Here is a 22,336-nt window from a genome sequence, read left to right on the forward strand (position 1 = left end):
CTTAGTGATTATGTTTTCATGAATTCTTACAAACGGGACAGTTCATACCACTCGATTTTTTATTTTTGAAAAGCTAGTTATCATACTAAACCCCTACATAATGAAAAGCCTTCTCGTCACTCTTGTTACTTTTTTATTAGTCAGCACAGCTTCTTTTGCGCAAAAGTCTTTTGACAAGAATAAAGTAATTGCCCACCGTGGTGCATGGAAAGCTCAAGCCCATCCCCAGAATTCCATAGCCTCACTGAAGGAAGCCGTAGACCTAGGCTGTGAAGGTTCTGAGTTTGATGTGTGGATGACTTCTGATGGGGTGTTAGTTGTGAATCACGATGCTGACTTCGAAGGAATGGACGTAGAAACCTCCACCTACGAGGAGCTTTTGACTAAGAAACATGAAAATGGTGAAAAGCTCTCTACAGTTGAAGAATACCTCAAAGCCGGTAAAAAACAAAAAGGAACAAAGCTGATTTTCGAAATCAAACCTTCCAAAATATCTGTTGAGCGAAGTGTGGAAGTTGCAGAAAAATCAGTACAGGCGGTAAAAAAAATGAAAGCTGAAAAGTGGGTGGACTACATTACCTTCAGCTACGAAGGAGGTTTGAAAGTAATCGAAATGGATCCAAAAGCGAATGTAGCTTACCTCACTGGCAACAAAACACCTGCTGAATTGAAGGAAGCTGGTTTTTTTGGCTTTGACTACAATATCAATCTACTCAAAAAGAATCCACAATGGATCAAAGAAGCACAAGAAATGGGCTTGACTGTAAATGCTTGGACGGTAAATTCGGTTGAAGATTTGAACTGGCTTTTAGATCAAAACCCAGATTTCATCACTACCGATGAGCCTGAGCTATTATTTAAGCTTATCGAGGAACGCAAGTAAAAAAGCTGCTACCTCTGCAGGAGCTCGATTTTGATTGGATACCTCTTTCTGGTAATTTCCGATCAAACTTGAATCCCATGAACTCCTCCAATCTTCTGAAAGTCGCACTGGCCCAAATTTCACCCGTTTGGCTGGACAAGGCTGCCACACTGGAAAAAGTAAAAACAAGCATTACAGAAGCAGCAGCTCAAGGTTGTGAACTGGTTGTTTTCGGAGAAGGTTTAGTGCCGGGTTATCCATTTTGGCTGTCGATGACGAATGGTACTGCTTGGGATAATAAAATTCAAAAGGAAATCCACGCGCATTACCTAAGAAATGCCATTCAGATCGAAAGTGGTGATTTGCTTGAGATTCAGGACATGGCCAAAAAGCTCAAAATCGCTATCTACTTGGGAATTATTGAAAGACCAATTGACAGAGGTGCACACAGCATTTATTGCTCTTTGGTATATATCAATTCCGAGGGAGAAATTAAATCCGTTCACCGAAAACTGCAACCCACCTTCGAAGAGCGATTGACTTGGGCTCCAGGAGACGGAAATGGATTACAAGTTCATCCGCTGAAGGATTTTACCGTCGGAGGTTTGAATTGCTGGGAGAACTGGATGCCACTAGCAAGGACAGCACTGTATGGTTTGGGCGAAAATCTGCATATCGCAGTTTGGCCAGGAGCTGTGAGAAATACAGAAAATATCACCCGTATGATTGCTCAGGAAAGCAGGTCTTTTGTGATTTCAGTTTCCAGTTTGATGCGTAAATCAGACTTTCCAGCCGACACCCCACATTTAGATGTAATTCTTGAAAATGCTCCTGAAGTCTTGGCCGATGGAGGTTCCTGCATTGCCGGACCGGATGGTAAGTGGATCCTAGAACCTGTCGCAAATACCGAAGGTCTTTTGATAGAGACCTTGGATTTCAATCGGGTGCTGGAAGAGCGGCAAAACTTTGATGCTGTTGGGCATTATTCACGGCCAGATGTGTTGCAATTGAATGTCAATCGAGAGAGGCAGTCGAGTGTGAAGTATGAAAATCAACACTAATCCATGAAATGAAGACTATCTTGAGCTTTATATATTCAATTTCTATCACTTATAACTGCACTACCCCCATGCCATTAAAGAATATTCTGATCTTATCATTTTCTATACTTCTAGTTTCTTGTACTGTAAAAAGGTCAAAAATGCAGGAGGGTCAATCAGATTTAGAAGGTAATAGAGGGGATTTTGATTTGGCTATTTTACACCTTGATAATGCTATTGTTTTAACTCCAACCAATAGTAGGTTATTTTATAAAAAAGCAAATTACTTAATTAGATTAGAGCAATTTCAAGAAGCTCTGCAAGCTATTAACCTAGGAATAGAATTTACTGACAAGATGGGTTTATACTATTTAAAAAAGGCCGAAATATTTCATGGACTAAGTCAGCTAGACTCTTCATCATTTTATTACAACCTTTCTATTCAAAACAATCAAAACCCTGAAGAAGTCTATGAGAGTAGCGCAAAATCTTATATGAAGTTGGCTTTATATGATTCTGCCCTTTCGGACATTAACAAGGCTATTCAGATCAACCCCAACTACATTGAAGCTTATAATACAAGGGGTGATATTTATTATGATGAATTTGATTACGAAAATGCCATTAACGATTACACATTTGTGATTGATAATTCAATAGACGATGATGTCCTGACTGGATCTGCTTTTGTACACAGAGGCGGAAGTTTCTATAGAAGAGGTAATCTAAAATTGGCCTGTGAGGATTGGAAATTGGCAGTAGAACTAGGTATGAATCAGGCTTCCATTTTGATAGATGATTTTTGTAATTAATTTGAATTACTAAACTGGCATTTCAGGTAATTGCTCTTCAAAAAACTAGCGCCCTCCGCACAACCTTCGTGCCCACCGCGGTTAAAACTGTATCTTAAAAAACCTTTTAATTCGCACATACCTAGCTATTTCCCTAGATGTGAAAGGAATTGAATCTATTTTTGACGTATGCATACCATGACTGCGGAAAGAACCATATCCATTCGGGGACTATTTCGGATCAGTAGACCCATCAATCTGCTGATGGTGGGATTCGCGCAGTTGATGACGGCCTATTTTTTGGTCGGAACTACCAATTCAGGTTTACCAGCTCTTCAGGATTATAAGCTTTATTTGATTGTATTTTCTACCATGCTGATCACCGCAGCTGGTTATATGATCAATGACTATTACGATGTCAAAATCGACTATGTCAATCGACCTCAGAATGTGGTAGTAGGCAAAGGCATCAAAAGACGTGTAGTCATATTTCTACATACTGTTCTGAATTTTACAGCCATCGGACTAGGCCTGCTTGTAAGTCCAAGCATTGCTTTAATCAATTTCGTCGCAGCCTTTCTACTTTGGCTCTACAGCAACCAACTCAAAAGAGAGCCATTTATAGGGAATTTCACCGTGGCATTACTCACGGGCATTTCCATTTACTTGATTGGGTATTATTTTCAAAAATCAGAACTCCTAGTGCTGACTTACGCCATATTCGCCTTTTTCCTCAACCTAATCCGTGAGATCATCAAAGACATAGAAGATCGACAAGGAGACAGAAAACACGGTTGTCGTACACTCCCAATTGTACTTGGTTTCCGCAAGACTAAAGCGGTTATTTTCCTAATTGCTGCAATATTCGTATGCGCAATATTAGTGGTGACCTTCAAATTAAATCGCCCCATGATTTTTATCTATTTTGGAGGATTGGGTATCTTTTTCAGCTATTTCATGTACCGAATCTATATGGCTGATCGCAAAGATCATTTCACTAAACTCAGCACCATGGCTAAGGTCTTGATGCTTGTGGGAACGATCAGTATGGGGCTCCTTTAACTTCATTATTCGACATTACACGTTCATCATTCATTATTAAAATTAAATATCGAATGACGAATGAGAAATAATGAATGAAGAAGTTCGCACCATAAACTGTACTTCATCGTTCATTTTTAGCTATTCCACCCCATCTTGCCTATTTTCACCCAAATTTTTCAATCATGCTAGACAGCAAATTACTTGTAATCAAGATCGGGTCGAATGTTCTGACTCAGGAAAATGGACTTCCTGATTTGGAGCGCATGGAAAAACTTGTGGAACAAATACAGTTTTTGATTTCGCATGGAAAGAAAGTAGTGCTTGTAAGCTCAGGAGCAGTAGCTTTTGGGAGACAAGCCATCCCACTTCCAGAGAAACTCAATCCTGTAATCAAAAAACAGATCTGGGCTTCCACAGGGCAAATCCGCCTGATCAATCAATACCAAAACTTCTTCGAAACGCATAACCAACCCGTCGCACAAATCCTGGTAACCAAAGAGGATTTTCGTGACCGAAAGCATTTTCTGAACATGAAAAACTGTGTGCAGGCTTTGCTTTCACAGGGTATTTTGCCCATCATCAATGAAAATGACACAGTCACGATCACGGAACTGATGTTCACCGATAACGATGAACTGGCAAGTCTAGCCGCTGCGATGATCAATGCAGACACGATGATGTTGCTGACAAATGTGGATGGTATTTTCACTGGAAACCCTGCTGATCCTAGCTCGGAACTCATACAAAAAGTGGCTTCAAAGATGCCAGAAGTCTCCAAATACATATCAGCTTCCAAGTCTTCTTTCGGGCGAGGAGGCATGCTCACCAAATACGCTATGGCTAAGAAATCGGCTGATCTTGGCATACAAGTGATTATCGCCAATGGCAAGCGAGAGAATGTTTTGAAAGAATTTGCTGACAAAATCTTGCGATGCACTTGGTTTGAACCACAGAAAGCTAAGCATGGTGCGAAGAAATGGCTAGCTCACGGTGAACAGTATTACGTGGGGGAAGTTACAATCAATGAAGGTGCGAAAAGCTCACTAACTGCCGAAGTGATCCGAAGTCTTTTGCCAATAGGAATTATTAAACTCGAAGGAGAGTTCTCCAAGGGCGACATCTTATTGATACGCGATGAATCTGAACACAAAATCGGGCTAGGTCGTGCGGAGTATTCCTCCAAAGTAGCCAATGAGCGCATTGGCCAAAAAAATCAAAAAGCATTAATACACTACGATTACCTCTATATTTTCGATCATGACTGAGTACCAACATATATTTGAAGGAGTAAAAAAAGGAGCTAGAAAACTGACTGGACTCAGCAATGAAAAAGTCAACCAGGTCTTGCATAATCTGGCTATTTTGGCAGTTGAAAACACCTATTTTCTCCTAGAAGAAAACCAAAAAGACCTGGATCGCATGGAGCAGGATAATCCTATGTATGATAGGTTATTGCTCACTGAAGAACGAATCCAAAATATCGCTGGGGAAATCATTCAAGTGAGTGCTTTGCCAAGTCCTCTGCATCATGTACTGGAAAGCAAAACCCTGGAAAACGGACTTTCTCTGGAGAAAACTACCGTCCCACTTGGCGTGGTAGGAATTATCTACGAGGCTAGACCAAATGTAACTTTTGATGTATTCACGCTGGCGCTAAAATCCGGTAACGGACTCGTGCTGAAGGGCGGTTCGGATGCTGATTTCTCCAATCGGGCAATTATGAGTTTGATCCATCAGGTACTTGAGCTTAATGAATTGCCGACTTCAGCTTTCCAACTATTACCTGCTGATCGAGCAGCGACCAAAGCACTGTTGGAAGCAGTTGGTTTTGTGGATGTAATTATTCCTCGTGGTTCTCAGGGATTGATCAATTTCGTGAGAGAAAATGCAAAAGTGCCTGTGATAGAAACAGGAGCAGGAATCGTACATACTTATGTGGATGAATCTGCGGATTTGGAAAAAGCCAAAGAAATTGCCTTCAATGCCAAAACTCGAAGACCGAGTGTCTGCAACTCACTGGATTGCCTGGTGATTCATGAAAGTCAACTATCAGCCTTAAATGATTTAATCCAACCTATGCTGGAAAGCAAGGTTCAGGTTTATGCAGATGAAAAAGCTTTTGCTGCTTTGGATTCCAATAAATTGATTTCAAAAGCTGACGAATCACATTTTGGAACAGAATTTCTCGGACTCAAACTAGCCATCAAAACTGTGGCAAATCTCGATGAGGCACTTGATCATATTGCAACTTATTCCTCCAAGCATTCTGAGGCAATTGTCGCAAAAAACCAAGAAACCATTGATCGATTCTTACTGGAAGTAGATGCTGCGGCTGTTTACGCAAATGCTTCTACAGCTTTCACCGACGGAGCCCAATTCGGACTTGGAGCGGAAATCGGTATCAGTACCCAGAAACTTCACGCTCGCGGGCCGATGGCGCTGAAAGAACTTTGTAGCTATAAGTGGATCGTGAGAGGTGATGGACAAGTGAGGAGCTGAGATTAGTTGCTGGTTTTTGGTTGTTGGTTTTCTACTTCGATGTTTAATATTCATCATTGGACATTCGATATTAAAGGATTTGAAGATTGAAAAATTGGAAGATTCAAAAATTAACAAATAGAAACTAAACCAATTTTGGTAATCTGGCTATATAATTAAAATGGGATCTCTGTTGTATGTGGACTGTCGACTGTGGACAATTAACCTAATTCACCAAATGAATATTAAAACTTCGCTGACAGAAAAAACCTCATAGGTTATTTACCTATCCGGGAGATAAGCCTTAATTTCGCATCAGACCACCAAAATCACATATTCCCTTGAAACGTCTCGCAATCTTAGCCTCAGGATCTGGCAGCAATGCTGAAAAAATCATGGAACATTTCCAGAATTCCGAAATAGCAGAAATTGCATTGGTTGCCTCCAATAAGGCTGATGCTTTTGTACTGGAGCGGGCAAAGAAATTCGAGGTTCCAACATTTACTTTTTCCCGAAAGGAAATGGACGCTGGTGTTCTCTTAGAAAAACTACAGGAAGAAAACATTGATTGGGTGATTCTGGCTGGCTTTTTACTGAAAATCCCAGTTGAGTTGACCAGAGCTTTTCCAGATCGAATGGTAAATATACATCCTGCATTATTGCCAAAATATGGAGGAAAGGGAATGTACGGTAGCTTCGTCCATGAAGCTGTAAAAGCTGCCGGAGACAGCGAAACTGGTATCACTATCCACTTGGTCAATGAAAATTACGATGAGGGAAGAATCGTTTTCCAAGCCTCCACTCCTCTTACTTCAGAGGATACTCCTGATTCTATCGCAGATAAAGTACATGCATTGGAGCACAAGCATTTTCCTGAGGTGATTGAAGGGTTACTATAAGTATCCGTACTCCTTTAATTTGCTATAATAAGAAGAGTGGAAACAGTAGACTAACCACCGTGTCTTCTTACTCACTCTTCAGGCTCTCCACAGGATTCATCAGCGCTGTTCGGATAGATTGAAAGCTTACGGTAATCATAGCGATCATTAAGGCAACCAGACCAGTCAGTACAAAGTACCACCATTTCAATTCGATTTTGAAGGCGAAGTTCTCCAACCAAGCATTGGACAGGTAAAGACTAAGCGGAACAGAAAGCAGAATTGCCAGCAAGACTGTCTTGCCAAAATCCCTCGAGAGCAAAGTAACTATCCTCCAATTGCTCGCTCCCATCGTTTTGCGAATCCCAATTTCCTTGGTGCGCTGCTCTGTCATAAAAGCTGTCAAACCATACAAGCCAAGGCAAGCGATAAAAATCGCGAGCATAGCAAAAGCGATAATAATATTCCCAATTCGCTCTTCCTTCTCATAATTTCGCTGAAAATCCTGATCCAAAAAGGAATAAACAAATGGCTCTGAGAGATCAGATTTTTGCCAAACTGATTCCGCATTCGCCAAAACATCATTGGTGTTAGTTCCTGAAAAATTAGCGATCAGGTAACCTCCATTATTCCCTTTGATAAAGGCATAAGGCTGAATTTCTTTGTGCAGACTTTGGAAATTGAAATCCTTCACTACCCCCACAATCTCCAAACTATTCAATTTTCCTCTCCAGTCGAAATTAGCTTTCTTGCCAACTACATCGGCCACTTGATAACCCAAAGCCTTTACCGCTGCCTCATTCAAAATCATCATTGGATATTCTGAAGTGTAATCTTGCGTGAAGCTTCTGCCCTCTAGCAAGGTAAATCCTAGTGTCTCCAAATAGTCATCGCCCACATAGGCATTCGTGATATTGACTAACCTATCCTTAGGCTGTCCATCGGCATAGTACATCATACTTTCTATACTCTCGATCCCTGGATAAGTAGTGGCAATGGTCACCGAATTCACATTGGTATTTTGAAGTAATCCTGCCTTGAGAATCTCATATTTCCCAGCAGCTTCTTCACTCTGAAGCGGAATGATAAGTTGTTGATCCTTAGAAAATCCAAGGTCCTGACTTTGGACAAAACTCAATTGATTTTTGATTACAAAGACCATCAAAATCAAACAAGCCGAGATGGCAAACTGAAAAACAACCAATACCTGACGAAGTGAAAATCCTGACAGTTTCCCTCTGAATTTTCCTTTCAAAACAGAACTTGGAGTAAAAGCTGAGAGGAAAAAAGCAGGATAAGTACCAGCAAGCAAACCTGCGGCAATTGCTAACAAGAAGATCGCAATCAAAGGATAAGTATCTTGATATAAATCGAGTTCTTTTCCCGTTAATTGATTGAAATAAGGCATCAATAGCGAAGCAAGTAGAAAAGCTATAATCAGCCCTAGCAAGGAAATAAGCATGGATTCTCCCAAAAACTGTCGAACCAAGCCACTTTTATTTGCTCCAAGCAATTTCCGAATCCCCACTTCTTTGGATCGCTTTTCAGAACGAGCCGTTGCCAAATTCATGAAGTTGATACAGGCGATTAGTAGGATAAATCCTGCCACAGATCCAAAGACGTACAGCGTCGTGATATTGCCAGTTGTACCTAGTTCATATTCCACATTTGAATGAAGATAAATATCCTTAATAGGCTGTAGAAACAGGCTTTTCTCCACTCCCATCGCTTTCAAATCAGCCGCTCCATGCTTGTCAAAAAATCCCGGTAGTTTGGCTTCAAACACAGTGGATTCTGTATTTGGCTTTAGCTTCACATAGGTGTAAAAGATATTGTTGGCCGCCCAACTAGTCATGCGCTTTACGGCATTTCCGATGTCATTATTTTCCATGGAAAGGAAAAAATTCGCATCTATATGTGACTGTCTATTTTTATCTTCAAATACACCTGTAATGGTATAATCAAAATCTCCAAAAGGCAAACCAATTGTAATCGGCTGATTCAAAGGGTCAGCTTCTCCAAAAAACTTCTTGGCAAGTGAGGCTGAGAGAACCACAGAATTCGGGGCTTTCAAGGCAGTAGATGGAACACCGCTTACCAATTCATAGTCTATTACATCTAAAAAAGTAGAATCTACATAGTAGCCTTTGGTCTCATAAAATTGGGTTATTTCCCCATTGCTTTCTCTCTTCAGAAGCATTTGGTCGAGCTCTGGGAACTTCATGATCCGGGTAGAACTCTCCACTTCGGCAAAGTCATTCTTCAATCCTTCCGCCAGCGGACCAGGACTTCCCGCCCAGCCTGATTCTGAAGTTTCTAAGGCCACTCGATATATCCGGTCACCGTCTTTGATGTTCTGATCATAAGCCAATTCATCAAAAATAAACAAGCCAATCAGTAGACATGCCGCCAGACCAACCGCCATTCCCAGCACATTGATCACCGTAAGTGATTTATGCTTTTTCAGATTCCTAAGGGATATTTTTATAATATTTCGCCACATTTTGATAAAATTCTAAAATTGAAAGATTGGAAAACTCGTCCGCCTTGGCGGATTGAAAAATACCCAATCCTTATTCTTGATGTTTTCTGATTTTCAAAACCCAAAATCCCAAACCTGCTATTATCGAAGTCGAAGAATCATCTGACCTGCATCCACTTTTTACTCTCACGATCCACAAAGGTGATCGGCACAAACTTATCCGTAGGAGCGCCGATGTAATAAACTGTCCAGTTTGGATCGTGCTTAGTAAGCATTTCGGAAATGCAATCTGCCCGGTGTGCAGTTGGGTTTTGGCAATCGTCCCAGTAAAACAATTCCACTTTGTAATGAAGTGACTTTACCTCATTGTTGATGATGACCTGGATATCTATGTTTTGTTTGCCAGGGAGGTTTGGAATAGGAATGGCTATATGGCTCATGGGTTTGTGTGTTTAGGGTAAGAGTGAATTCATTTATTGTGGGTTGGTTTTCAAATTATTTCTATATACCATTTCAATGCCATTCAAAAAGCCCTCAAATAGCCTAAATGCAGGCATAAACCTCTAAATTCAGCACATCCAACGAACAATTTTGTCCGCCAATGGGCAAAGGTCAACAGAATCTAAATCCCTACCTTCAAGCCTGTTCATACTCAGAAACTGAGAATACTTTCTGCCTCAATCATGACAAGTCCATATCAAAGCCGCTCCAAGATTTTCACCCTTTTTGGATTGGCATGCTTAACTATCCCAGTTTCGATCTATGTTCTTTGGCTTAACGTGATTGATTTAGGATCTACACAAGCCGAGAGAGTGGCTATTTTCCACAGTTACTTTCCCGAATTTCTTCATGGAAGATGGAGTACAACCCTGCTCAGCATCCTTTTCTGCACGCTATCGCTTGTTTTCTGCGTTATGAGTCTGAAGGATTCGCAGAAAGCATGGAAGGTTCTGAACATAATAATTCTGATTTTAAGCGGCTTACTATTGCAATTGAATATATTCTCAATGATGTAGGTCAGAACAGTCCTCTTTACTTAAAACTTACAACCTTTAATCTGCTAGTTGACACTCCTTTCTCACTCACTCTTCAAGCTCTTCACTGGATTCATCAGGGCTGCTCGAAATGCCTGTGAACTCACCGTAGCGAGTGCAATCAGGATTGCTACCAAACCTGAAATGGCAAATACCCACCATTCGATATCAATACGATAGGCGAAATCCTGAATCCAACGATCCACTACATACCAGGAAATAGGAATTGCAATCAGGATTGCGATCAACACCAGTTTAATAAAATCCTTAGAAAGTATCGCCACAACGGTAGCGACTGAAGCTCCCAAAACCTTTCGGATACCAATCTCTTTGACCCGCTGCTCCATGGTGAATGACACCAAGCCGAAAAGTCCCAGGCAAGAAATCAATATCGAAAGCAGTGTCAGCATCCCTACAATAGTATTTACTGTCTGATCAGCTCGGTATAATTCGGTGAAATGATCATCCAAAAACTGATATTCAAATTCCCGCTCTGGGATCTGCGTATTCCAAATAGACTCAATTTGAGCCAGTGCCTCTGGTACATTTTCCCCACTTAATTTCACGGACAACTCCTCATAGCCCCAATTGCGCTGATTAAAAATGGTCAAGGTCTCTATTTTATGATGCAGGGAATTAAAGTTGAAATCCTTTACTACTCCTACTATCCTCCCAGCCGAGTCCATTCCACTAAACCCAAATTGAGAACCAATCAAGGACTCGATATCCCTGTCTGAACCATCCTTTAGAATAAGCTCCTTCGCTAAAGATTCGTTGATCAGATAAGTATTTCCATTATCTCCTTCACTGTCGTTAAAATTTCGTCCCGCTATCAATTCGATCTCATACACATCTAGAAAATTGGGATCCACTACTACTTGTGATGTAGCCAAATTTACGGCTGGTCCTGTCCCATGAAATGTAATTCCTGTCTGATGAAGGTTATTTCCCAATCGCTGACCAGAAGCAGATACTTCCTGTACCTGCGAACTGCCAAGCAATTCCTGTTTCAGCGTTTCATATCGATCAGTGTAGTTTCGCCCAAATGGAATAGTAATAATTTGCTCATGGGTAAATCCAAGGTCTTTTTCCTGCATAAATCTCACTTGACGAGAAGCAAAGAGGGTAGAAATAATTAGAAAAATAGCACAGCTAAACTGAACAACTACCAGTACATTTCTGAAATCAGCTTTCCTCTTCCCTGTCACAGGAGAACCTTTCAATACTTTCACCGGATTAAAACTAGAAAGATAAAGTGCAGGATACAGACCTGAAAGTACTCCTACTATTATAGCTCCTATTAGCATTCCCCCAAGAAATAAAGGCTCCCTAAACAAAGGGAACTCCAACTGTCGCTGAGAAAATTGATTGAGAAATGGCAGTGCCAGTGACACAAAAATGGCTGCAAAAGCCATAGCGATCAGACTTATCAGTATTGACTCCCCGATAAACTGCAAGTATAATTGAGTTTTGGAAGCTCCTGAAGCTTTTCGCACACCGATCTCCATGGCCCTACTGATGGATTTGGCGGAAGACAGATTCACGAAGTTTATCGCAGCGATAAAGAGAACAATCAGAGCTATGTAGAAAAATATTCGAGTGTAGGCTCCGTCAAATTTCTGGAAGTTGATGTAATCATGTGTGATGTCAGTAGAATTGGCATGTACATCACTTAAGGGCTGAAGAAACAGTTCATAGCCAGCTGCACCATCTTCCCCCATGTGCGAAGTCAGGTAATCAGGAAATCTCGCTTCCATAGCGTCAATATCAGAGTCTTCGCCAAGTTCAAGATAGGTCGTTAGCCAATTGCCGCCCCAGTTGTCCATAGCCGCTGGACCTGCAAAGGTGCCAAGGGATACTAATCCTTCAAATTGTAGATGTGAATTATCCGGGATATTGTCTATAACTCCTGTAACTGTGAAAAAAGTACTATCCTGATTTGCTACGGAAAGCACCTTTCCTAGTGCTGTATCGTTTCCAAAAATCTTTTCCGCACTTTCGGTAGTCAGCACAAGACTATTTGGTTCTTTCAAGGCCGTGACCGGATCTCCTGCTATCATTTTGAAATCAAAAATTTCAAAGAAAGTCGAATCAGCTGCGAGTGATGTAGCCAACACAACCTGCTTTTGATCATATCTCAACCGCATTTCACCTCTACCTGTCACACGAGTAAAGTTAGTGACCTCAGGGAATTCGTCCAGTAAGGTGGGGGCCATTGGATACATGGATAAAGCCACCTTTTGTGGAGCTACCATCCCTTCCCAGTTCTGAACCTCATTCAGTCTGTAAATATTTTTAGTGTGAAGGGAATCAAAATCCCGCTCATAATTCACAAACAATAGGATCAATATGCAGACAGCCATCCCAATGGAAAGACCGGCAATATTTAGAAAGGAGAAAAGCTTATTTTTTCTCAGATTTCGAAAGGCGATTTTTAGGTAGTTAATCCACATGAGATTTGTATTGAAGGATTGAAATATTCTAAAATTGAAAGAACTTGTCCGCCGTGGCGGATTGGAAAACTCTGTTTCCGCTATTCCACTGTTGCTTAACTATTAACTCTTTTATCTTGATACTAAATACTTACTATTCGCTCTTCAAGCTCTTCACCGGATTCATCAGTGCAGCTTTGATCGACTGGAAACTGACAGTCAGCAAAGTAATCCCCATCGCTCCGGCTCCAGCGCCCACAAAAACCCACCAATACAGCGGAGTTCTATATTGAAACTGTTCCAACCATCCAGACAAATACCTATAGGAAATAGGGATAGCTATGGCACAAGAAATAAGCACTAATAGCACAAACTCCTTTGTTAGCATTTCCCAAAGATGAACGGTGGATGCACCGAGCACTTTGCGAATTCCCAGTTCTTTGGTCCGCTGCTCTGCTACGAATGAGGCAAGCGCGAATAAACCTAGGCACGAGATTAATAAAGCTATGATAGTAAAAGCCCCTGTCAACTTGCCGATCCTTTCCTCAAATGCGTATTTCTTGGCGAAATCTTCACTGGCAAAGCTAAATTCAAAAGGAGAGCCCGGATCGTATTTCTTGAAAACAGCCTCGACCTCGGCCAGTGCTGTTGAAATACCTACCGCAGAATTCAATTTCACATTGATTATCCCAGATCTATCAAAACTATCTATGTAAAATGCGGTCTGTTGATTCGATTCATAAAGGGATTTACTCACTGTATTTTCTACTACTCCGATCACAGCATAAGTTCTATCAAAAGCTTTGATTGTTTTGCCAATTGGATCATCCCCAAATCCCATGTATTCCACTGCCGCACGGTTCAAAATAAATCCCGCGGTATCAGAAGCATAGTCGCGTGAGAAGTCTCTCCCTTCAATGATTTCCCATCCCACGGTTTTTCCAAACTCATGATTGACTGCACTGGTATACACTACATCCTGCATGGCGGGATCCTTCCCCTCCCAATCAAAGCCACTGTTATTATTCCAAACATCAGTAATCTGTTGCTGCGAAAGCGATATCTCCTCAACTGCTCCGGTTGCTTTCAATTCTTGACGAAGAGCCTCGAAATGATCCTTTAAATCTTCTGTTCTGATCTCTACAGTCATCAATCCTTCTTTCTCATATCCTACCGGTCTGTCCTTTGCAAAATTTATTTGCTGCTGAACGATAAGAGTGCCTATGATCAAGATAACTGATACCACAAATTGAACAACTACTAGCGCTTTTCTAGGAATAGCTGCAAATCTACCTGCTATAAATGCTCCTTTTAGAACACGGATCGGTCGAAAAGATGATAAATAAAATGCTGGATAACTGCCCGCAACGATACCAGTGAATATCGTGAAACCTATTCCAGCCAGCAAAAAAGTAACACTAGTCCAAGGTATAGAAATTTGCTTGTCAGAAACCTCATTGAACCAAGGCAGAGCTAGTTGAACCACGAGTAATGATCCTAAAAATGCAAATAAGCTGACCAATATAGATTCACTCATAAACTGAGCAATCAGCTGTGCTCTACTAGATCCTACCACCTTTCTCAATCCAACTTCTTGTGCCCTTTTGGCTGAACTCGCCGTGCTCAAGTTCATAAAATTGATGCAGGCCAAGAAAAGCACAAAAGCTCCAATAACACCAAAGAGATACACAAAATCAATCCTTCCTCCTACACTTACCCCATTCTCAAACTTGGAATATAGATGCCAATTATTCATAGGATTAAGAAAGAGTTCAGGCTGGATTCTATCAGCTGTTTCCAGATCAATATGGTTTCTTTTGATATCCTTTATTGCTAGCGAAACATGATTAATATCCACTTGCTCATTCAATTGTACATAAGTGAAAAACCAGTTATTTCCCCAGCCAACTCTTTCTTTTAAGTTTTCGCCTTTCACCATCATATCCCAGGAGGCAATAAAATCGAGCTCATTGAAAGAATTTGGAGGTAAATCCTTGTAAACACCAGTCACTTCCAGCTCAAGTTTATTATCAACTTTCACCGTTTTGCCAAGAGGGTTCTGATCTCCGAACAAATTCAAAGCTGCTGATTCTGAAAACAGAATACCATTGATATTTTGTAAACCTTCCCGACTTCCATTGCTCATTTCCAATGATAAAAGTTCAGGTGCTGAAGCTTCCATATAAGCACCTGAGGTGATTATGGGCTTAGACTCAAATGAAAAAACTGGAGTTCGAATACCTGAAGACATGACGACATGCTTAAAATTCTCTCCGAAATCATTGCGTAGAACATCTCCTAGCTGCAAAGCCTGATTTTCACCAGTTCTAATCTCCCCATCGTAGGTTTGATTCAACCTAACCTGAGCTATATTCTCATAATTTTCAAAATTGCGATCGAATGAAATCTCATCATAAATCCACAATCCTATTAGAATTGCAGTAGCAAGCCCGACAGTTAACCCACCAATATTAATTATGCTAGTACGCCTATTTTTAATAATACTTCGCCAAGCTATTTTGAGGTAGGTTTTGATCATTGTGTATAGATTGAAATATTCTAAAATTGAAATAACTTGTCCACCGTGGCGGATTGGAAAACTTTGTTTCCGCTATTCCACTCTTGCTTAACTCTTGATACTTATGTCTTGCTACTAGCTACTTTATTCGCTCTTCAAGCTATTCACTGGGTTCATCATGGCGGCTTTTACCGCTTGGAAACTGATTGTAACCAAGGCCACAATAACCGCCAGAACTCCAGAAATCAAGAATACCCACCAATGAACTGGCACCTGATATGCGAATCCTTCCAACCATTTATTCATAGCATACCAAGCCAGAGGGGTAGCTACTACTATCGCCACCAAAACCAGTTTGATAAAGTCTTTGGACAATAATCCCACTATGCTCCCAATATCTGCACCCAGCACTTTTCGGATGCCTATTTCTTTCGTCCTTTGCTCCGCGGTGTAAGTTGCCAAACCCAATAATCCCAAACAGGCTATGAGTATAGCTAGTATGGAAAACGTAGTGAAAATCTGTCTAAACCTGAAGTCAGACTCATATTGCTTATTAAAATCCTCATCGAGAAAGCTGTAAATGAATGGTCTATGTGGAGCCAAGTCTTTCCAAACTCCCTCAATCTGTGTAAGAGTTGCAGGTAAGTTTTCACCTTTTACTTTCAAGCTCATATACCGACTCGCATACGCCTCAAAAGGCAAAGTCAAAGGTTCAACTTTATTGTGTAATGAGATATAATTAAAGTCTTTGACCACTCCGATCACCTCACCACCTCTTCCCCACTGATCAAACTTTTTCCCCACGACATCTGCAGGATTTGCATAGCCATATTGCCTGGCGGCTGCTTCATTTATCACAAGTGCGGAAGTAGAATCTGAGGGATAATCTCTGGAATAGGATCTGCCAGCAATTAACTCCAAACCATAATGATCAATGAAATCCAAGCCTACTTGGAAGATTGCCTGACCATCCATGATCATTTCTCCATCGGGATTTTCTATCGTTGTTCCTGCATTTGGGAAGTGACTTCCTGGGACGCTTCTTGAAAAAGCAACTGATAGAATATTAGGGTTTTTCTCCAGCTCACTTTCCAAAGATGATGAGACGAAATTCACCTGTTCATCGTAATTGTAATCCACCACGACCATCTGCTCCTTATCGAAACCCATGTCCTTATCCAACAAATGACTCATCTGGGAATACACGATGATGGTCCCAGCGATTAGGGCAATGGAAAGACTGAATTGGAATACAACCAAGCCTTTTCGCAAATTCACTCCACGGGCATCTGACTTATTGATTCCTTTCAAAATCGAAACTGGCCTGAAGCTAGAAAGTACAAATGCTGGGTAAGATCCCGCCAAAAGACCGATAACTACTACTATTGCAAAAAATAAAGGGATGGTCTCCCAATTAATCAGACGATTTACCTCAAGGACTTTTCCTGTAAGATTATTCATCATCGGAAGTGCCAATGACACGAAAATTACAGAAACTATAGCCGAGAGAATTACGATTATTAAGGATTCTCCCAAAAACTGGAATACTAGACTATTCCTATCTGCACCAATAGATTTTCTGATCCCCACTTCCTTTGCTCGCTCCATGGATCTAGCTGTGGACAGATTCATAAAATTGATAATGGCTATGGCCAAGATAAACAAGCCAATGATAGAGAACACATAGATATTGGAAAGAGATCCTGTCTCTCCAGGCTGGCGTTGAGCTTCCGTCCTTAGATACACATCCTTCAGCGGTTCTATTGCAATAGTATAATTTGGACCGTTATTCTCGCCTGCTCTCTCTTTGATAAAATCAGGTATTTTGGCTTCAAAATTTGCTTTATCAAATTCTTCCTTTGCCAAGAAATAGGTATAAGTATCCACATATCCCCAGGCATTGAATACTTCCGGTCTGGATTGCTTAAAAGTGCTAAGCGATAAAAGCGTGTTGAATTTGAAATGGGAATTAGAAGGCAAATCTTTGACAATTCCGGTTACGGTATAATCACCAGGATTAGATCTTCCTGCAGCTTCACTGCCTTTCATGCTTTTTCCTAGCGCACTTTCACTCCCAAAGTATTTTCTGGCTGTTGACTCGGTAAGAACCACACTGTAGGGAGCGACTAAAGCAGTCTTGGGATTCCCCTCCAGCATCTCCCAACTGAATACATCAAAGGCAGTAGAGTCCATGAAAAAAACACCATCTTCCTGCTGGGTCTCATCTCCCACTGTAAAAAGTATATCAGCTCTTCCAGAAAACTGAATAACTTTTTCAATCTCAGGAAAATCAAGTTGGAGAGCTGGACCAATAGGTGCATTTCCCCAAACCCAATAATCCTCCGTAGAATTTCCATCCTCCACTCCATCCGTAGAAGTCTCGCCGTGAAGTACACGGTAGATATGATCTCCATTCTCATGGTAATTATCATAAGAAAGCTCATCCTGCACAAACATAAAAATGAGTACACAGCAGGCCATACCTATACCTAAACCAATAATATTGATAAAGGAATAAACCTTCTTCTTCAATAGATTCCTCCAAGCGATTTTTAGATAGTTTTTCAGCATGATGTTTTGTGTTGGGCTTTTAGTTCAGATCTCATGATATGAACCATTCTTTTTTCGATATTAAAGTCTGAATCAGAAAACTTGATCTAGACGCTCTGGATAAGCCTTTAATAGTATTTCCACTTTTATGCCAGCAAAAAGCCTCTAAAAACACTTAATAAGGCACATCTCAATATTTATTATCCTAATCCTCGGACATTTTTGTTCGCTCTCGGGCAATCCAGCTTGGCACCTCCACTTCACCCATAAATCTATATTCAGAAATGCTCTCACAAAAAAAGTGGCAGAAGCCCCGCCACTATTTTCATAATCTATCAATCCACCAGCGAGTATGTAACTCTATTTCCTTAGGTTAAATCTATTCCTATCTATATACCTATTTACATTCTACGAAGCTGAAACATTTTGATTCTGATCACTTTCGAGCTCCGTTTTTTTTTTCTATTGACCTAATGAATCATTCACTTTTCAGACTTCTAACTGGATTGATTAAGGCAGCTTTGATTGCCTGAAAACTAATAGTAAACAAGGCTATCAGTACAGCTGATACCACAGCCAAGGCAAAATACCACCATTCTAAATCAACCCGATATTCATAGTTTTCTAGCCAGCCTTGCAAAAAGTACCAAGCAAGAGGCATAGCAATCACCGATGAAATCAACACCAAAACCACAAAGTCTTTGGACAGCATGGCTACCAAACTATTGACACTCGCGCCCATCACTTTTCGGATACCAATTTCCTTCGTGCGCTGCTCGGCCGTAAATGCTGCTAAACCAAACAAGCCCAGGCAGGAGATGAATATTGCAAGGGTAGCGAAGTAGGTTGCCAGGCTTCCTATGGTTGTCTCGGATTTATACCGATTCCCAAACTCCTGATCTGCAAACTGATAGGTAAATGGGAATTTGGGATTAAAACGATTGTAGGCCTTTTCCATGCTTGCAAGAGCCTCACTCGTTTGTCCGGCCTGAGTTCGAACCAGTACATATCCCCAAAATTCATCTTTAGGAAGCAAGCGAACGATAATCGGGGCAATAGCCTCATGGAAACTCGCATAATGATAATCTTTCATCAGCCCTACAATTGGACCTTTGGTTTCCCAAAAAGTGATTTCCTCGCCCACAGGATTATCAAATCCCATAGTTTTGGCTGCCGCCTCATTGACCAAATAACTGGCAGAATCCATCCCATATTGAATATCTAAATCTCTACCGTCCAGCAATTCTATCCCCATCGTCGCGAGGTAATCATAGCTTACCGGATTTTGGGAGAATAGCAAAATATCAGTAGTATCCTTTCCTGCCCAACTCACACTTGATGTAGAGCTCCCCACTTGTAAAGGATCCGCCTGCGACGCTGCAACGGATTGAATCCCTGGCATGGTGAGCAACTCATTTTTGAAAGAAGTAAAAGTCTTGGTCAACTCTCCTTCTATAGGAAGATAGATTAGATTTTCGCGATCAAACCCCAGGTTTTTGTTTTGTATATAGGAGATCTGGTTGTATATCACAATCATCCCCAGAATCAGGATAATAGATAATCCAAACTGAAACACCACCAGACCTTTTCTGAAATAAGTAGCACTAGGCTTGAATTTCAGCGCCCCTTTGAGCACTACCACTGGCTTCAAAGATGACATAAATAAGGCTGGATAAGAACCGGCAAGTACGGCAGTTACAAGTGCCAAACTAAGTAGAATCCCTAAAATAGATGGGTCCATCAGATTCAATAACAGCTCTTTGTTGGTGAGACTATTGAAGCCTGGAAGTAAGATGAAAACTAATATCACGGAGAATAGCAGCGATATAACTGTGATCAGGATTGCCTCTCCGTAAAACTGCCCGATCAGCAAAGCTCGATTCGCGCCTACTGCTTTACGAATTCCTATCTCCTTAGCTCGCTTCACAGATCGAGCAGTCGCCAAATTCATAAAATTGACACAAGCAATAATTAGGATAAAAATCGCAACCACAGAGAAAATACGCACATACTCGATCCTACCACCTGTTTGAATTCCATGTTCCCACTTCGAATTCAAGTAGGAATCAGAAAAGTTCGTGAGGAAAATTTCTACGTTGCTCCCCTCATTTTTGGAAAGTATATAGCCTTTCAATTTTTCATTGACCACATCTACATCCACATTGGGCGCCAGCATCACATAGCATCTAGGACCATTGTTCCCCCAGTCCTTTGCCCATTCATTGTCATCTTGCCAGCGTTCGTAGCTCATCAAAAAATCAAATTTCAAGGAAGAGCTTTCTGGAATTTCTTTCAGAACGCCTGTGACCATCATATCATCCTCATTATCCACGATAATCAACTGCCCTACGGGATCCTCTCCTTTGAAATATTTATCAGCAAGCTTTTGGGAAATCACCACACCGTCAGGTCGTTTCAATGCAGTGAATGCATCTCCTGAAGATAGTTCGAAGGAAAACATGTTCAGGAAATCTCCCTGCACGTATCTTCCTTTCTCCTTTTCAAAAACCTCCCCTACGGTAAAAAGTGGCTCTTCCTCCCAGAGTATCTGGCTTGCCAACTCAATTTCAGGAAAGTCCAAAACAATATTCTCCGCCAACACTCCAGGTGTGGATTCATAGGTATTGGGAATACCAGAGTAATACTGGTTTTCCATTACTTTATAAATCCTGGAATTATTTTCATGAAACTTGTCCATATTGGTTTCATCCTGAACCCAGAGAAGTATCAATAGGCTACAAGCCATCCCCAATGCAAGACCAAGAATATTGATTAGCGAAAAAACTTTGTTATTGCGCAGGTTTCTCCAGGCGATTTTTATATAGTTTTTGAGCATTTCTTGAGGATTGGAAAATTAGAAGATTTTAAGATTGAAAGATTTGGCGTAAAGCAGTGGCAAAGTTTTAAGGTTGGAAAGCCCACTTCCCAGAATAATTGTTCTCCTTATCTTCCCTTTTCTTGGCTCCTTTATCTTGATACTTATGTCCTACTACTTACGTCTTACTACTTAGTACTCTCTATTAATTAAACTCCAGATTGATGCTTCCGCCGGAGCTCTGCATGGTCACCGGAATTCCTCCGCCATTGATTTTGCCTATGATTCTATCCTTTTTTACTTCTCCGCTGAAATTGGAAAGTTTGGAATTCACTCGTCCTCCACTAAGATCGAGGTCGAGTCCCAGACCCTCCGGAACTACCGCAGAGATAGATCCACCGCTGCTTTTCATCGTCAATTCTTTCTCTACATTGGAAAGCTGAGCGCGGATAGATCCACCGCTAGTACTTGCTGTAATACTTCCATTGATATCGGCCAAGTTCACGCTGCCACCAGAAGTATTTACATTAAGGTCACCAGTAAGCTGATTGACTTTTACCGATCCGCCACTACTCTGTACATCTATATCTCCTTCGAAATTTTCAACTCTCAGTGAGCCTCCTGAACTGTGTGTATTCACATAGCCGCTACTATTGATCACCTGTATGCTACCTCCGCTGGTAGCGATTTCCTGCTCTCCATTTATTCCATCCACGGAAATTGACCCTCCACTGGATTGGAACTTAGAAGACATTTCGGTTGGCACTTGTACCTTAAATGAGAGATTCAATTTGCTTCTACCGCTATTGTTTCTCTTCTTCACGAGCACCGAAATCGTGTTGCCACTTTGACTGATATCCAGGTTATAGTTGTCCAGTTCTCGTTCAACTTCTGCATCTTCCAGTTCTACCTCTCGACCATTCAGCTTCACATACATATTGACGATCACGTCGTTTCCATTTGCTCCGGTGACAGCCACTGAAGCTCCAGAGGTTTCTACTTTGAGGTTACCAGAACCGTTCAAAGTGAATTGTTTAGTCAGGTAGGGATCTGCTTTAACTTCAGAAGCGATTGCGGAGAATTGCACGGAAAGCAATACAAGAAGTAAGAAGGCTGGAGATAATTTTAGGAGTTTCATGAGTGTTGGGTTAAGATTCAGTGTTGACTGGAAGTCTCTTATTCCCATTTGTATGCCACTAAAAAAAACTCCTCAATTTGGCTCAAAATGGCCATTACCCCATATTTAGCTGTATTTCTCGGACAGTTTTGTTCGCTGGTGGGCAAAAGCTAGAGAGAGGAAAAGTGGTAGGATTGAGTATTTGAAAATTTGAAAAACTAGGATCATTAAGGATTATCGTAGACCTCGTAAATCGCCCTTCATATTTCTTAAATAATAAGATTCTACCTTCTCA

General features: G+C 41.1%; 14 protein-coding genes. 7 read left to right on the forward strand and 7 right to left on the reverse strand.

From position 1 onward, the window contains the following. Nucleotides 1-100: 100 nt before the first annotated feature. The 7 genes from LV85_RS11200 to purN all read left to right on the forward strand — a co-directional run bounded on the left by LV85_RS11200 (nucleotide 101) and on the right by purN (nucleotide 7,114). Nucleotides 101-883 (forward strand): glycerophosphodiester phosphodiesterase, encoded by a 783-nt coding sequence (locus LV85_RS11200; protein WP_111319405.1) that lies wholly within the window; start codon nucleotides 101-103, stop codon nucleotides 881-883. Between the two features lie 77 nt (nucleotides 884-960). Continuing rightward, complete coding sequence (locus LV85_RS11205; protein WP_111319407.1) at nucleotides 961-1,923, forward strand: carbon-nitrogen hydrolase family protein; 963 nt, start codon at nucleotides 961-963, stop codon at nucleotides 1,921-1,923. A gap of 140 nt (nucleotides 1,924-2,063) precedes the next feature. Beyond that, the gene (locus LV85_RS11210; protein WP_158531172.1) at nucleotides 2,064-2,714 is read left to right on the forward strand and encodes a tetratricopeptide repeat protein; all 651 of its coding nucleotides are present in this window, start codon (nucleotides 2,064-2,066) and stop codon (nucleotides 2,712-2,714) included. Nucleotides 2,715-2,891: 177 nt separating this feature from the next. Continuing rightward, the gene (locus LV85_RS11215; RefSeq protein ID WP_111319411.1) at nucleotides 2,892-3,755 is read left to right on the forward strand and encodes a geranylgeranylglycerol-phosphate geranylgeranyltransferase; all 864 of its coding nucleotides are present in this window, start codon (nucleotides 2,892-2,894) and stop codon (nucleotides 3,753-3,755) included. 164 nt (nucleotides 3,756-3,919) lie between these two features. After that, complete coding sequence (proB, locus tag LV85_RS11220; protein ID WP_111319413.1) at nucleotides 3,920-5,002, forward strand: glutamate 5-kinase; 1,083 nt, start codon at nucleotides 3,920-3,922, stop codon at nucleotides 5,000-5,002. After that, nucleotides 4,995-6,236 carry a glutamate-5-semialdehyde dehydrogenase gene (locus tag LV85_RS11225; RefSeq protein ID WP_111319415.1) on the forward strand — a complete coding sequence of 414 codons (1,242 nt, stop codon included), beginning with the start codon at nucleotides 4,995-4,997 and terminating at the stop codon, nucleotides 6,234-6,236. Before proB ends, LV85_RS11225 begins: the two co-directional genes overlap by 8 nt. Nucleotides 6,237-6,556: 320 nt before the next feature. Further along, complete coding sequence (gene purN / locus LV85_RS11230; protein ID WP_111319417.1) at nucleotides 6,557-7,114, forward strand: phosphoribosylglycinamide formyltransferase; 558 nt, start codon at nucleotides 6,557-6,559, stop codon at nucleotides 7,112-7,114. A gap of 67 nt (nucleotides 7,115-7,181) precedes the next feature. Here the strand turns inward: purN and LV85_RS11235 are convergent, their stop codons facing one another. The 7 genes from LV85_RS11235 to LV85_RS11265 all read right to left on the reverse strand — a co-directional run bounded on the left by LV85_RS11235 (nucleotide 7,182) and on the right by LV85_RS11265 (nucleotide 22,062). After that, nucleotides 7,182-9,596, reverse strand: a complete 2,415-nt coding sequence (locus tag LV85_RS11235) for an ABC transporter permease (RefSeq protein WP_111319419.1) — start codon at nucleotides 9,594-9,596, stop codon at nucleotides 7,182-7,184. A 137-nt stretch (nucleotides 9,597-9,733) separates the two neighbouring features. Further along, entirely contained in the window at nucleotides 9,734-10,015 is a 282-nt protein-coding gene (locus LV85_RS11240) for a hypothetical protein (protein WP_086498493.1), read from the reverse strand. Nucleotides 10,016-10,653: 638 nt separating this feature from the next. Next, nucleotides 10,654-13,062, reverse strand: a complete 2,409-nt coding sequence (locus LV85_RS11245) for an ABC transporter permease (RefSeq protein ID WP_111319421.1) — start codon at nucleotides 13,060-13,062, stop codon at nucleotides 10,654-10,656. Nucleotides 13,063-13,195: 133 nt separating this feature from the next. After that, the gene (locus tag LV85_RS11250; protein WP_111319423.1) at nucleotides 13,196-15,580 is read right to left on the reverse strand and encodes an ABC transporter permease; all 2,385 of its coding nucleotides are present in this window, start codon (nucleotides 15,578-15,580) and stop codon (nucleotides 13,196-13,198) included. Between the two features lie 123 nt (nucleotides 15,581-15,703). Next, nucleotides 15,704-18,130, reverse strand: coding sequence for an ABC transporter permease (locus tag LV85_RS11255; RefSeq protein WP_111319425.1), 2,427 nt, complete (start codon nucleotides 18,128-18,130; stop codon nucleotides 15,704-15,706). A gap of 457 nt (nucleotides 18,131-18,587) precedes the next feature. After that, nucleotides 18,588-20,945, reverse strand: a complete 2,358-nt coding sequence (locus LV85_RS11260; protein WP_111319427.1) for an ABC transporter permease — start codon at nucleotides 20,943-20,945, stop codon at nucleotides 18,588-18,590. A 184-nt stretch (nucleotides 20,946-21,129) separates the two neighbouring features. Further along, the gene (locus LV85_RS11265; RefSeq protein ID WP_146260468.1) at nucleotides 21,130-22,062 is read right to left on the reverse strand and encodes a DUF4097 family beta strand repeat-containing protein; all 933 of its coding nucleotides are present in this window, start codon (nucleotides 22,060-22,062) and stop codon (nucleotides 21,130-21,132) included. Nucleotides 22,063-22,336 lie beyond the last annotated feature (274 nt).

Origin of the sequence: Algoriphagus chordae (genome assembly GCF_003254055.1) — a bacterium.
In the GTDB taxonomy this organism is placed as follows: domain Bacteria; phylum Bacteroidota; class Bacteroidia; order Cytophagales; family Cyclobacteriaceae; genus Algoriphagus; species Algoriphagus chordae.